The 13,847-nt window shown below is 32.9% G+C and carries 11 protein-coding genes and 3 tRNA genes; 7 read left to right on the top strand and 7 right to left on the bottom strand.

Going from position 1 to position 13,847, the window contains the following annotated elements:
• Nucleotides 1–131: 131 nt before the first annotated feature.
• Complete coding sequence (gene typA / locus ACM55I_RS15195) at nucleotides 132–1,928, bottom strand: translational GTPase TypA (protein ID WP_416847687.1); 1,797 nt, start codon at nucleotides 1,926–1,928, stop codon at nucleotides 132–134.
• A 169-nt stretch (nucleotides 1,929–2,097) separates the two neighbouring features.
• Between typA and ACM55I_RS15190 the strand changes: the two genes are divergently transcribed.
• Both ACM55I_RS15190 and ACM55I_RS15185 read left to right on the top strand, forming a co-directional pair.
• A complete protein-coding gene (locus ACM55I_RS15190; RefSeq protein ID WP_416847686.1) occupies nucleotides 2,098–3,813 on the top strand; it encodes a PAS domain-containing protein in 1,716 nt (571 codons plus the stop codon).
• On the top strand, nucleotides 3,813–4,220 hold the full coding sequence (locus tag ACM55I_RS15185) for a response regulator (RefSeq protein ID WP_416847685.1): 408 nt from the start codon (nucleotides 3,813–3,815) through the stop codon (nucleotides 4,218–4,220). Before ACM55I_RS15190 ends, ACM55I_RS15185 begins: the two co-directional genes overlap by 1 nt.
• A gap of 70 nt (nucleotides 4,221–4,290) precedes the next feature.
• On the opposite strand, the gene rpsT is transcribed toward ACM55I_RS15185, so the two are convergent.
• The 5 genes from rpsT to proS form a co-directional block, all read right to left on the bottom strand.
• Nucleotides 4,291–4,542, bottom strand: a complete 252-nt coding sequence (rpsT, locus tag ACM55I_RS15180; RefSeq protein WP_039109573.1) for a 30S ribosomal protein S20 — start codon at nucleotides 4,540–4,542, stop codon at nucleotides 4,291–4,293.
• A gap of 33 nt (nucleotides 4,543–4,575) precedes the next feature.
• Nucleotides 4,576–4,647, bottom strand: a tRNA-Glu gene (locus tag ACM55I_RS15175).
• A 38-nt stretch (nucleotides 4,648–4,685) separates the two neighbouring features.
• Nucleotides 4,686–4,757 (bottom strand) — tRNA-Glu (locus ACM55I_RS15170).
• 47 nt (nucleotides 4,758–4,804) lie between these two features.
• Nucleotides 4,805–4,876: transfer RNA gene (locus ACM55I_RS15165), tRNA-Glu, on the bottom strand.
• A gap of 78 nt (nucleotides 4,877–4,954) precedes the next feature.
• Entirely contained in the window at nucleotides 4,955–6,433 is a 1,479-nt protein-coding gene (gene proS, locus ACM55I_RS15160) for a proline--tRNA ligase (protein WP_416847684.1), read from the bottom strand.
• Between the two features lie 101 nt (nucleotides 6,434–6,534).
• Between proS and ACM55I_RS15155 the strand changes: the two genes are divergently transcribed.
• From ACM55I_RS15155 to ACM55I_RS15135, 5 genes are all read left to right on the top strand, one after another.
• Nucleotides 6,535–7,500 (top strand): hypothetical protein, encoded by a 966-nt coding sequence (locus ACM55I_RS15155; protein ID WP_416847683.1) that lies wholly within the window; start codon nucleotides 6,535–6,537, stop codon nucleotides 7,498–7,500.
• Between the two features lie 47 nt (nucleotides 7,501–7,547).
• Complete coding sequence (locus ACM55I_RS15150; RefSeq protein ID WP_416847682.1) at nucleotides 7,548–9,050, top strand: OmpP1/FadL family transporter; 1,503 nt, start codon at nucleotides 7,548–7,550, stop codon at nucleotides 9,048–9,050.
• 215 nt (nucleotides 9,051–9,265) lie between these two features.
• The gene (rimO, locus tag ACM55I_RS15145; RefSeq protein WP_416847681.1) at nucleotides 9,266–10,579 is read left to right on the top strand and encodes a 30S ribosomal protein S12 methylthiotransferase RimO; all 1,314 of its coding nucleotides are present in this window, start codon (nucleotides 9,266–9,268) and stop codon (nucleotides 10,577–10,579) included.
• A gap of 42 nt (nucleotides 10,580–10,621) precedes the next feature.
• Nucleotides 10,622–11,089 carry a hypothetical protein gene (locus tag ACM55I_RS15140; RefSeq protein ID WP_416847680.1) on the top strand — a complete coding sequence of 156 codons (468 nt, stop codon included), beginning with the start codon at nucleotides 10,622–10,624 and terminating at the stop codon, nucleotides 11,087–11,089.
• A 31-nt stretch (nucleotides 11,090–11,120) separates the two neighbouring features.
• Nucleotides 11,121–12,023: an N-acetylmuramoyl-L-alanine amidase gene (locus ACM55I_RS15135; protein WP_416847679.1), complete on the top strand. Its 903-nt coding sequence runs from the start codon at nucleotides 11,121–11,123 to the stop codon at nucleotides 12,021–12,023.
• 455 nt (nucleotides 12,024–12,478) lie between these two features.
• Here ACM55I_RS15135 and ACM55I_RS15130 read toward each other — a convergent pair whose 3' ends face one another.
• Nucleotides 12,479–13,528 (bottom strand): outer membrane beta-barrel protein, encoded by a 1,050-nt coding sequence (locus ACM55I_RS15130; RefSeq protein WP_416847678.1) that lies wholly within the window; start codon nucleotides 13,526–13,528, stop codon nucleotides 12,479–12,481.
• Nucleotides 13,529–13,847 lie beyond the last annotated feature (319 nt).

The following is a 13,847-nucleotide window of genomic DNA, read 5'->3' as shown; positions in this document are numbered from 1 at the left end:
ATAAACAAACTTTTAGAACAATTATTAAGGCAATATTTTCAATTTTTAATAAATTTCTGCTAAATCAGGTATTCCTTAAAACAAGTAGAGGCTATCTTTTCAGACAACCTCTTTATATTAAAAAATAAAAATTAGAATTTAAATCTTTTTCTATCTGTTTCTGTCAAATATATTTTTCTCAAACGAATAGATTTTGGAGTTACCTCAACGTATTCATCTTTTTGAATGTATTCTAACGCTTCTTCAAGAGAGAAAATAATTGGAGGAATAATTCTAGCTTTATCATCATTTCCTGATGAACGAACGTTAGATTGTTTTTTCTCTTTAGTCACATTCACACACATATCATCGCTACGAGAGTTTTCTCCAATTACTTGACCTTCATAAATTTCATCATTAGGATTAACGAAGAATTTACCACGATCTTGTAATTTATCGATAGAATAAGGAATAGCTTTTCCTTTTTCCATAGAAATCAATGAACCTTTGTTACGTCCAGAAATTTCTCCTTTGTAAGGCTCATATCCTATGAAACGGTGCGCCATAATAGCCTCACCAGCAGTAGCAGTAAGCAATTGGTTACGCAATCCAATAATTCCACGTGATGGAATATTAAATTTTATAATCATACGTTCCCCTTTAGCATCCATACTCAACATTTCTCCCTTACGTAGAGTAACAAACTCTACCGCTCTTCCAGAAAGTGTTTCTGGTAAATCGATTGTCAATTCCTCAATAGGCTCACATTTTTTACCATCAATTTCTTTGATGATAACTTGTGGCTGACCGATTTGCAATTCATAACCTTCTCTTCTCATTGTTTCAATAAGAACAGACAAGTGAAGTACACCACGACCAAAAACCATAAACTTATCAGCAGAATCAGTTTCACCCAATTTCATTGCTAAGTTTTTCTCTAATTCTTTTGTCAAACGGTCTCTAATATGACGAGAAGTTACAAATTTACCATCTTTTCCGAAGAAAGGAGAATCATTAATTGTAAACAACATACTCATAGTAGGCTCGTCGATATCAATTGTTTTCAACGCCTCTGGATTATCAATATCACAGATAGTATCTCCAATTTCAAATCCTTCAATACCAATAACTGCACAGATATCTCCAGCAATTACTTCAGTTACTTTTTTACGTCCAAGACCTTCAAAAGTATGTAATTCTTTTATGCGAGATTTAGTTATAGTACCGTCTCTTTTTGCAAGAGAGATTGCCATACCTTCTTTCAAAACACCTCTTTCCAAACGACCGATAGCGATACGACCTGTAAAAGCGGAGAAATCTAATGAAGTAATCAACATTTGTGGAGTTCCTTCTGAAACTTTAGGAGCTGGCACATGAGCAAGAACCATATCCAATAATGCTTCCACATTATCAGTTACGTTTTCCCAATGATCCGACATCCAGTTATTTTTAGCAGAACCATAAACCGTTGGAAAATCCAACTGCCATTCTTCAGCACCTAATTCGAACATTAAGTCAAAAACTTTTTCATGCACTTCTTCCGGAGTACAGTTTTCTTTATCTACTTTATTGATTACAACGCAAGGTTTTAATCCTAAATCAATTGCTTTTTGTAATACAAAACGTGTTTGTGGCATTGGCCCTTCAAAAGCATCTACCAAAAGGCAAACACCATCAGCCATATTCAATACACGTTCTACCTCACCACCAAAATCGGCGTGACCAGGAGTATCTATAATATTGATTTTTGTTCCTTTATATACTACCGAAACATTTTTTGAAGTAATAGTAATACCTCTTTCACGCTCTAAGTCGTTGTTATCAAGAATTAAGTCACCTGTGTTTTCGTTGTCACGAAATAACTGACAGTGATACATAATTTTATCAACCAAAGTTGTTTTACCGTGATCGACGTGGGCAATAATTGCAATGTTTCTAATAGCTTCCATCTGTGATTTTTAATGGGTGCAAAGGTACACTTTATTTTCATATAAAAAATATTTACGCAATAGTTTACCTATTGTTAACCTTTTAGAGCTAGAAAAACAACAATTTAAACTCGTAAAATAAGTTTTGAATGAACTTAGTAATTTAGCATTATTTAATTATATTTGAGTAATGAAAAACAAAACCAATCAAATAACTCTAACCTACATACTTATATCCATATTTATGGCAATCATCTGTCATAAATTACTGCAAAAACACGCTTACGACGCTAACTATCAGTATTATAATTTCATAAAAGATTTATTATTTATTTCTTTGACAGGCATAGTTTACAAATATATTTTATCAAAAAATGACAATAGAAATATTGCAATTTTTGAAAAATTAAAGAATACTAATGACGAAATTAAAGAATCGAATGAAAAATACGATATTGTAGCAAAAGCAACAAGTGACACTATTTGGGATTGGAAAATACAAGAAGATAATTTATCTTGGAATAAAGGCATTGAAAGTGTTTTTGGCTACACAGAAGATCAAGTGGGCGATAGCTCAACATGGTGGTTTGACAAAATTCACCCTGAAGATAGTATAAAAATGTCAATAAAACTGTATTCTTTCATTGAACAAAAAACAGAAAAATGGCAAGATCAGTACCGTTTTAGATGTGCTGACAACTCTTATAAATATGTACTTGACAGAGGGTTCCTTCTTAAAGACGAAGACGGGAAAGCCATAAGAATGATTGGTGCCATACAAGATATCACAAAACAAAAAGAAGAAGAACAAAGACTTAAATTACTAGAAACTGTAATTACCCAATCCAAAGATTCTATAATTATTACCGAAGCGAGCTCTAATGATAATGCATTACCCAAAATAATTTATGTTAATCCCGCTTTTACAACCATGTCAGGGTACAACTCTGAAGAAATTATTGGAAAAACCCCTAATCTTTTTAAAGGTCCAAATTCCGACAAACAAGAGTACAGCAAATTAACTACCGCTTTAAAGAACAAAAAAGAATGCTTAATTGAAACCATAAGTTACAAAAAAAACAAAGAAGAGTATTGGGTTCGCTTTTCAATGATTCCGATATACAACTCAGAAAACGAACTTTCTCACTGGATTTCGATACAAAGAGATGTTACTGCAGAAAAAAAACAAGAAAAAGAAAAAGAGCAACTTATTCGAGAATTAACACAAAACAATAAAGATTTAAAGCAATTTTCATATATCACTTCCCATAATCTTAGAGCTCCTTTATCTAATCTAACCGGTCTATTAAATTTAATTGAAGACATCCCAATTGAAAATCAAGAATTAAAGGAGATTTTAAACGGTTTTAACAAGTCAACACATTTACTAAACGACACTATTAACGACTTAGTAAAAGTAATTATCATTAAGGACAATCCTTCTATTCAAAAAGAAGCCGTACTCCTTAAAGAAATTTTTGAAAACGTCTTTAATCAATTAAGTTTCCAAATTGAATTGTACAAGCCCATAATTAAACTTAATTTTGAAAAAGTTTCTGTATTAAATACAAACAAAGCCTATATAGAGAGCATTATGTTAAACCTATTAACAAATGCCATAAAATACAAATCTGAAAATAGAAAACTAAAAATAACAATTAATGCCAATGAAGTTGACGACACCGTTTATTTAACATTCAAAGACAATGGAATAGGAATTGATTTAGAAAGAAATCGCGATAAAGTTTTTGGACTATATCAAAGATTCCATAATTATCCTGACAGCAAAGGACTGGGATTATATCTGGTAAAATCCCAAGTCGAAACCATGGGAGGGACTATTAGCATTGAAAGCGAAGTAAACAAAGGAACTACATTCACATTAACATTCAAAAACAAACAATAATGCTGGACCAAATTCTATGCGTTGACGACGACCCCATAACACTTATGTTATGCAAAAAAGTAATCATAAAAGCATCCTTTTCTAATGAAATAATCACTGCTCAAAATGGAGAAGAAGCCCTTCTCTACTTTAACAAAATAAAATACACTAATTCTGAAAACGAATCAAGAAAGCACCCTCAATTGATCTTTTTAGATTTAAACATGCCAGTGATGGGAGGATGGGAGTTTTTAGATATTTTCAACACCTATGACTATTCGGAATTCAACTCTATAAAAGTGATTGTTCTTTCCTCAACAATAGACCCTGAGGACTTAGAAAAAGCAAAATCATACCCTATGGTTATTGATTTTTTATCGAAGCCTATAACCACTTCAATACTTGAACATTTAAAGAACAAAATGTAAAATTACAGGGCATAAAAAAAGCTCTCAATAAATTGAGAGCTTTTTTTAATTATTTTGAAAATTGTATCAATTACAATTTAGCAACATGTTTCGTTAATTTAGACTTTAAATTAGAAGCTTTATTATCATGAATGATATTTTTCTTAGCTAATTTATCAATCATAGATATTACACTTGACAATTTAGATGTAGCATCTACTTTATCAGTAGCTATTCTTAATGCTTTAATTGCATTACGAGTAGTTTTGTGTTGGTATCTGTTTAATACTCTTCTCTTTTCGTTACTTCTAATTCTTTTTAGAGCTGATTTATGATTTGCCATTTTATTGCTTTTTTATCTTTTACTATTTTTTTGTAGTCCGTAAGGGAATCGAACCCCTGTTACCAAGACGAAATCTTGGCGTCCTAACCCCTAGACGAACGGACCTTATCCTCCTAAGTTTTTATCAATCTAAATTGAAATTGTAGCCCGTAGCGGAATCGAACCGCTCTTACATGGATGAAAACCATGCGTCCTAACCGATAGACGAACGGGCCATTTTTCCCTCTAAGTTCAGGAAAACTTTAACATGCAAAAAAAATAGTAGCCCGTAGCGGAATCGAACCGCTCTTACATGGATGAAAACCATGCGTCCTAACCGATAGACGAACGGGCCCTGCTTCTCTAATGCGGATGCAAAAATACAACTATTTTTGAAACGTACAATAGTAGATGCAAAAAAAATTATTTTTTTTTAATATGCCTTCGCAAACAACACTCTTCCTACAGACTCACCCCCAGTAAAAACACAGCTTCCCGACTCTTCAACTCTATCTAAAGCGATGCATCTAATAGTCGCTTTAGTTAAATCTTTAATCTTCTCTTCAGTTGCCGCAGTTCCATCCCAATGAGCTGATACAAAGCCTCCTTTAGTATCTAAAACGTGCTTAAATTCATCAAAACTATTTACTTCAGTAATATGCGTGTCACGATAATTTAAGGCTTTATCAAACAAATCAATTTGAATTTGAGCTAATAAATCGGTGATATAAGTTACAATTTCGTCTTTGGAAACAATTTCTTTCGACAACGTATCTCTTCTTGCTACTTCAAAAGTACCGTTCTCTAAATCCTTAGGACCTACAGCAATTCTAACAGGAACTCCTTTTAATTCCCATTCAGCAAATTTAAACCCTGGTTTTTGAGTTGTTCTATTGTCGTATTTTACAGAAATATTCAATTTCTTAAATGCCTTTACCAAAACATCCACTTCGGCCGTAATAGCTGCTAGTTGCTCGTCTGACTTATATATAGGAACAATAACCACTTGAATTGGCGCCAAATTAGGAGGTAGTACCAATCCTTGATCATCAGAATGCGTCATTACCAAAGCTCCCATTAATCGAGTAGAAACCCCCCATGAAGTTCCCCAAACATATTCTTGCTTCCCTTCGGCATTAGCAAATTTAACATCGAATGCTTTAGCGAAGTTTTGGCCTAAAAAGTGAGACGTTCCTGCCTGCAATGCTTTTCCGTCTTGCATTAAGGCTTCAATACAATAGGTTTCCTCAGCTCCAGCAAAACGCTCCGTTTCAGTTTTAACCCCTTTTACTACTGGAATTGCCATAAAATTTTCGGCAAATTCAGCATAAACATGCATCATTTTTTCTGATTCCTCAACTGCTTCAGCTTTTGTAGCATGAGCCGTATGTCCTTCTTGCCACAAAAATTCTGCGGTACGTAAAAACAATCTTGTTCTCATTTCCCATCGCACCACATTTGCCCATTGATTAATTAACAACGGTAAATCTCGATAAGATTGCACCCATCCTTTGTATGTAGACCAAATAATCGCTTCACTTGTCGGACGAACGATTAATTCTTCTTCCAGTTTCGCATTAGGGTCCACCATAAGCTTACCTGGTTTATCCGGATCATTTTTCAATCTATAATGCGTTACAATAGCGCACTCTTTCGCAAATCCTTCTGCATTTTTCTCTTCTGCTTCAAACATGCTTTTTGGAACAAATAAAGGAAAATAGGCATTTTGATGACCTGTTTCTTTAAACATTCGATCCAACTCTGCTTGCATTTTTTCCCATATTGCATAACCGTAAGGTTTAATCACCATACAGCCTCTAACTCCTGAATTTTCGGCTAAATCGGCTTTTACAACCAACTCGTTATACCATTTTGAATAATCTTCTGATCTTGTCGTTAAGTTCTTACTCATATTGAATAGTTTGGCACAAATTTTGTTTTAATAATTTTAACTAAATAGTTCCGCAAAACTAACTATTTTTGTATTGTCCAACAATAAAAAACCCCATAGATATGAAAACTAGTACTTTTTCCCTCAAAAACGCATCAATTTATTATATTGTTGGTTTTTTGAGCATTCTGTTAACCTCATGTGGCTCTTATCAAAACAGTTCTTACTATGACGGAGATGGAATTTATGGAAATAACAGCAAAAGAGTGATTGAAAGAGAAAATCAAAACCCTCAAAATAATTATTATAAAAATTATTTCGGCTCTCTACAAGACAACGACCAACCCGCTGATGTTTTTACCGATATCGATAATTACAACACATATAACGACAGTATTCCAAATAACAATCAAAGCTATGGTGGCTGGGGAAGTAATTCTAACCAAACAATTATAAATGTATCTCCTAATTACTGGGGTCTTTCGTTAGGATATGGATATGGATATTCAAATTACGGTTATGGATATTCAAATTACGGTTATGGTTACGGTTATCCTTATTATGGTTATGGTTATTCTAGTTTCGGCTGGGGATTTCCTTATTATGGGTTTGGATTTGGATACTCAAATTACGGATATCCTTATTATGGTGGAGGATACTCATCTGGACATTATAACAACAATAATTACTCATATAACCCTAGCAGAAGAGGCTCCTCATATTCTAACACCATAAACAGCAATAGAACATCTAGAGATTACTCTCAAAATCAGACAAACAATACAAATAGAAGAAGCAGTTATTCGGATTACGGAAGAAATTCTTCTAATCCTGTAACTAGAACAAGCCCTACTTTTACAAGAAATCAATTTCAGAATCAAAATAACTCTTATAACAATCCAAGCCGAAGAGCAAATACAAACAACAATTACTCTCGAAGCGAAAGCAGTACTCCTACTAGATCTTACTCCCCTAATTCATCCAGAAGCGAGAGCAATTCATCTAATTCAAGATCTTACAGTCCTAGCTCAAGTGGTTCCAGTTATGGTGGCGGCGGAAGATCATCTGGCGGCGGCGGAAGAAGATAATTTTCTGCTTATAATTGAATAAAAAACTAAACTTTACCTGAAATAAAATGAAAAAATATTTATTCCTACTATTGACTGGCTTCACTTTTAGTGCTGCACAATCACAAGAAATAACAGATGCGATGCGATATGCGCAAGACAACTTGAATGGTACCGCACGTTTTAGAGCTATGGGAGGCGCCTTTGGAGCACTTGGTGGAGATTTATCGTCTTTGAATATAAATCCTGCTGGTTCTGCTGTTTTTTCAAACAATCAAATAGGTGCTACTTTGAGCAGTTACAACACAAAAAACAATTCCAATTATTTTGGCTCTACTACAACTGATAAAAACAATTCCTTTGATCTAAACCAAGCTGGAGGTGTTTTTGTTTTTAAGAACCACGACCCAAATAGCAATTGGAAAAAGTTTTCTTTGGGAGTGAATTATGATAACGTAAACAATTATAATAATTCAATATTTTCTACAGGAACAAATCCAACCAACTCTGTTGACGGCTATTTTTTGAGTTATGCAAATGGAGTACCATTAAGCGACTTAAGAGATTCAAGTTACGGAAGTTTAAATCATGGAGCGCAACAAGCGTTTTTAGGATACCAAGGATATGTAATAAATCCAGAAAGTACAAATTCCAATAATACACAATACACTTCAAATGTTCCTGCAGGTGGAAATTATTATCAAGAAAACACCATCAGCACTAATGGATATAATGGAAAATTATCTTTTAATGCGGCAACTTCATACAAAGATAAATTATACATAGGACTGAATTTAAACTCTCATTTTACCGATTACAGACAATCTACCAGTTTTTATGAAGACAATAGCGCTCCATTGACTACTGATTATACTATAACGAGACTGCGTTTTGATAATGAATTGTACACTTACGGAACAGGATTTTCATTTCAAATAGGCGCTATTGCAAAAGTTACTAATGAAGTTCGCTTAGGATTGGCTTACGAATCATCAACTTGGTATCACTTAAGTGATGAGTTTTCTCAAAAACTCGTTGCTGTGAGTAGTGCTGCAAACCTACCTGATACGAATGATGTAGTTGACCCCCAAATCACAAATGTTTATGCACCATACAAACTACAAACACCAAGTAAGCTGACTGGAAGTTTTGCGTATGTTTTTGGCAAATCTGCGTTAATCAGCATTGATTATGCCATGAAAGATTATAGCAATACGAAATTCAAACCTGAAAACGATTCTTATTTCCGTGATGTAAACAGCTATATGAATTCTGTTTTGAATAAAACCAACGAAGTGAGAGTGGGTGCTGAATACAAAATTGAGCAATTGAGTTTAAGAGCCGGATACCGTTACGAACAAAGCCCTTATAAAAACAAAACAACTGTTGGTGATTTAACCGGTTATTCAGGAGGTTTAGGGTATAATTTTGGCTCAACCAAAGTTGATTTATCCTATTCAACAGCAAAAAGAAATTCACAACAAGGATTTTTTAGTCAAGGTTTTACTGATGGCGCTAAAATAAATACTATGAATAATAACGTTTCTTTGACTTTATTATTCGAATTGTAATTCATAAAACTACTATAGAAAATCCGTTTCGTTATTATGGAACGGATTTTTTTTAGCCCTGATGGCAGTGAAAATCCTCCCGATTTTTTTTTGGGAGATTGCAACGTACAGCAGGAATAGCTCCATAAAAAAATTGAAAAGAAACTGAAACAAGTTCAGTTTGAATAAAAAATTGTAATTTTGCAAAATTCCCAAATTATCGGGATTATAATGTTATGAGAACGAAGTCTTTAAAAAAGAATAAAATCAACGTAATCACTCTAGGGTGTTCGAAAAATGTATATGACAGTGAAGTCCTAATGGGGCAGCTTCGTGCAAGCGGAAAAGATGTTACTCACGAAGCTCCAGAAGCCGAGGAAGGTAATATTATTGTCATAAATACTTGTGGATTTATTGATAATGCTAAGGCAGAATCTGTAAACATGATTTTGGAATATGCCGACAAAAAAGAAAGAGGATTAGTAGACAAGGTTTTCGTTACCGGATGTTTATCAGAACGTTACCGACCTGATTTAGAAAAAGAAATTCCAAATGTGGATCAATTTTTTGGAACTACAGAGTTGCCACAATTATTGAAAGCTTTAGGAGCCGATTATAAACACGAATTATTAGGAGAACGATTGACTACAACTCCTAAAAATTATGCCTATTTAAAAATTTCCGAAGGTTGCGACAGACCGTGCAGTTTTTGCGCGATTCCATTAATGCGTGGAAAAAACGTTTCTCAAACTATTGAAAAATTAGTAAAAGAAGCGGAAGGTTTAGCTAAAAATGGAGTGAAAGAATTGATTTTGATTGCTCAGGATTTGACTTATTACGGTCTGGATCTTTACAAAAAAAGAAATCTTGGTGAATTATTAGAGGCTTTGGTTAAAGTTGAAGGAATCGAATGGATTCGTTTGCACTATGCCTTTCCTACTGGTTTTCCAATGGATGTTCTGGAAATCATGAAGCGCGAACCTAAGATTTGTAATTATATTGATATTCCGTTGCAACATATTTCAGATTCTATTTTGAAATCAATGCGTCGCGGAACAACTCAAGAGAAAACAACTAAATTATTGAAAGATTTCCGTGAAGCAGTTCCAGGAATGGCAATACGTACGACTTTAATTGTAGGATATCCAGGAGAAACACAAGAAGATTTCAATATATTGAAAGATTTTGTTCAAGAAATGAAATTTGACAGAATGGGTTGTTTTGCTTACTCTCATGAAGAAAACACACATGCTTACTTATTAGAAGATGATGTTCCTGATACCGTAAAACAAGAGCGTGCTAATGAAATAATGGAATTACAATCTCAAATTTCTTGGGATTTAAACCAAGAAAAAATAGGTCAAACATTCAAATGCATCATTGACAGAAAAGAAGGTGGTCATTTTGTGGGACGCACTGAATTTGATAGTCCAGATGTTGATAATGAAGTCTTGATTGATGCTTCAAAACATTATGTAAAAACTGGTGAATTTGTAATGATAAAAATTATTGAGGCTACAGAATTTGATTTATATGGTCAGCCTGTTTAAATTTGTAATATAGTTTTTGAAAACCTTTTTAAAACATTAAATATGAAAATAGTTCCGTCCTTATTTGTGACAGCATTTATGTTATTATCAATTAATACTATTTCTGCGCAATATGGAAATAGTGGTTATGGCGGAGGTGGCTATGGCAGAAATGGTTATGGTAGTGGCCGTATGAATAGCGGAATGGATCAAAACAGAACTCCGGACAAACCAAGAGAAGTACCAGTTGAAGAAACCGTCGGAAAAGTCATGGAAAGACTAAAACCTGCATTAGTACTTGATGAACTTCAAGAAATTGCTATTGCAAACATATTGACAGAAAGCATTAAACAACAAGGAGTCATATTAAAACAAGACACTAATCAAAGTGACCAAATGAAAGACATTCAAATACTTTCAGAAAACACAGAAAGAAAGGTTGTAGAGTTATTGAACGACGATCAAAAAGAAAAATACAAGGTTTTTAAAGAAGAAAGCAAAAACCCGAAAAAATCAAAAAGAAACAGATAATTTTTTTGAATAAAAACGAAAAAACAAGAGTATGACTAAATATTTTCAGATTTTAATTTTAGTTATTCTAATAACTTCCTGTTCCACTAACCCTTATAAAGCTAGTGAAAAAGTATACGATACGAAACTCAAAACATTAAAGGAAACTATCTCAGACAAAGAGCCACATGCTTTGCCTTCTGTTCCGGTGACGTCTATAAGCATTGATACTTTATACGCAAAACAATTACATATTTTTAAAGATTCCATTTCAAAAATGGGTTCTACTCCTTTAACAAATGGAATTAATACCGAATGGATAGGTACTGTAAATTTTAATTTACGAAAACCTAATTTAATAATTATACATCATACTGCTCAAGATTCATTGAAACAAACTGTAAGTACATTTACAAAAATAGAGTCTCAAGTAAGTTCTCATTATGTAATTTCGGATAATGGTAAAGTAGTTCAGATGCTAAATGACTATTTAAGAGCCTGGCATGCAGGGATTGGTTCATGGGGAAAAAATACGGATATCAACTCTGCGTCAATAGGAATTGAGCTAGACAATAACGGAACAAAACCTTTTACTGAATTGCAAATCAATAGCTTACTAGCCCTTTTAACTAAACTAAAAAAAGATTACAATATTCCTACTCAAAATATTATTGGACATTCAGACATTGCTCCTACCAGAAAAAAAGACCCGAGTGCTTTATTTCCTTGGAAAATTTTAGCAGAAAAAGGTTTTGGAATTTGGTCTGATGAAATTTTAGAAACGGCACCCGCTGACTTCAATGTAGAGCAAGGATTGCGCATTATTGGCTATGACACAAAAAACCTTCCGGCAGCTATAACAGCATTCAAATTGCATTATATTCAATCTCAAGTTGATGATATAGTAGATGAAAACACAAAAAATATAATATACTCGATATATAAGAAACAATAATTTATCCGTTTCAAAGAAATAAAGAAATGGGCTTTTTGAAAGATTCAAAAAGCCCATTTCTTTTATAAAATTATTATTATTATTATTATTATTATTATTATTATTATTATCATTAAACTGCACATCATTAATTTAGACACAACTAGTTTTCCTGAAAGCCTTTTTTTGACCTAGTAGGTATGTAATCTAAAAATGACACTTACAAGGTTTTGGAAACCTCGCAGGATTCGGTAATAAAAATAAATACTCTAATAGTCTAACTCAGGTTATTAATATTAAACAACAACAAAATTCTACAAATAATCTTTTAATGAAAGGTTTTATTTTGAGCTATTAAAACATTACTCTTAACTCAGCCACTTTCATTAAAACCCATTTTGATTCCATAAAAAAAGCTGCCAAAACACTTAAAAGTATCTTGACAGCAAAAAAAAAATATCTTCTTATTTATTTAATTAGAAACTATAAGTTGTTCCTAACAAAAGATACGCATTAGAACTTGATGGGCTTGAATTACTATCCATAAATACATCTTCTGATGAAAGGTCAACTCTAACCTCAGGAATAATCGTTAAATTTCCAACTTTGTAGTTCAATGAAAGCGTATTCCCTACAATACTAGATCCACCTAAAGCAGAAAGAGTAACAGCAGCATCTTTTGCATCAAAATATTCTAATCTATAGGCTAAACTAAGATTGCTTTTAGGAGCATAAGTAGCATATCCAATTAAAGCGAACCATTTCTCATCATTAGCACTAATTACATCATCATTTATCAAAGCGTAAGTTCCATTAAATCCTAAAGAGAATTTATCAGAAATCTTTTTAGAAGCTACTACATCAAATTGTGTTTTATTCACAGTAGTAGCAGGATTTGAGCTACCAGAAGTTACGTTAAAGTAAATACTTCCTGAATCTCCAACATAAGCAACTTGTCCGATGAAAGTTTTTTGAGTAGAACCAGCTTCAATAGCTGTTTTGAAATCCGTAGGATTAGTTACCCCAGCCATAAAACTTACTTTACCTGAAGTATATTGTGCTTTTACACCAGTATTAAAAAATGGCCCGTTTGTAAAAGCATAAGACATACTGTAGTTTTTATTATCCACAGCATCCAATAGTTCATATCCTATATGAGTACCAAAGCTACCCGCAGTAACTTTAAATTTATCTGAAATTTCGTAAGTAAAATTCAATTGTTTAATCATAAATGAACTTGCATTGTCATTATATGTAAATTCTTTAGCTCTGTTTCCAAAACCTAAATCTACAAAAACAGATGCTTTACCCATTTTATGAGATGCCTCAATCGAAGCCATTCCTAACTCAAACGAGTTATGAGAATTAGTAAAACTAGTTTTTCCATTTCCTGCTAAGTTAGCAAAATCATATTTATAATACATATCAGCTGATCCTCCAAAAGTAGTTGCTGGTGCTGGCACATCTTGTGCAAATATCATGCTTGTCGTTAGTAAAATTACTAAAATAGTTAATGCTTTTTTCATGTTTAATTTAGTTTTAGTTATTAATCTGGTTGGGTATTACTTTGGTTAAATAGGTATTAAATATTTTGATTTGCCATTTTTATTATTTAATCTAAAAAAGAAATAACGTCTTAATGATCGTTTTTTTTTAGGAGTCAAATACTTTTTCCTTTTGGCGAATTTATTAACTTTTATCTTACTTGAATAATTAATAATTACTTTTTTGGCTCTTTTCGAGAAGAATTATTGATAACAAAAAATCATTAGAGAATAATAGATATTCCATATTATTACTGTAGTATTTTAAAAATTTCATAATCAACAAATACAACTACACCCC

Source organism: Flavobacterium algoris (genome assembly GCF_048158525.1).
Lineage (GTDB): Bacteria > Bacteroidota > Bacteroidia > Flavobacteriales > Flavobacteriaceae > Flavobacterium > Flavobacterium algoris.
This window is presented reverse-complemented; position numbering and strand designations above follow the sequence as displayed.

Excerpts from the sequence above, each read along its gene's own strand:
- ACM55I_RS15155 (WP_416847683.1), top strand. The coding sequence starts at position 6,535 with ATGAAAACTAGTACTTTTTCCCTCAAAAACGCATCAATTTATTATATT.
- ACM55I_RS15135 (WP_416847679.1), top strand. The coding sequence starts at position 11,121 with ATGACTAAATATTTTCAGATTTTAATTTTAGTTATTCTAATAACTTCC.
- rimO (WP_416847681.1), top strand. The coding sequence starts at position 9,266 with ATGAGAACGAAGTCTTTAAAAAAGAATAAAATCAACGTAATCACTCTA.
- ACM55I_RS15190 (WP_416847686.1), top strand. The coding sequence starts at position 2,098 with ATGAAAAACAAAACCAATCAAATAACTCTAACCTACATACTTATATCC.
- ACM55I_RS15185 (WP_416847685.1), top strand. The coding sequence starts at position 3,813 with ATGCTGGACCAAATTCTATGCGTTGACGACGACCCCATAACACTTATG.
- ACM55I_RS15150 (WP_416847682.1), top strand. The coding sequence starts at position 7,548 with ATGAAAAAATATTTATTCCTACTATTGACTGGCTTCACTTTTAGTGCT.
- ACM55I_RS15140 (WP_416847680.1), top strand. The coding sequence starts at position 10,622 with ATGAAAATAGTTCCGTCCTTATTTGTGACAGCATTTATGTTATTATCA.
- ACM55I_RS15130 (WP_416847678.1), bottom strand. The coding sequence starts at position 13,528 with ATGAAAAAAGCATTAACTATTTTAGTAATTTTACTAACGACAAGCATG.
- typA (WP_416847687.1), bottom strand. The coding sequence starts at position 1,928 with ATGGAAGCTATTAGAAACATTGCAATTATTGCCCACGTCGATCACGGT.
- rpsT (WP_039109573.1), bottom strand. The coding sequence starts at position 4,542 with ATGGCAAATCATAAATCAGCTCTAAAAAGAATTAGAAGTAACGAAAAG.
- proS (WP_416847684.1), bottom strand. The coding sequence starts at position 6,433 with ATGAGTAAGAACTTAACGACAAGATCAGAAGATTATTCAAAATGGTAT.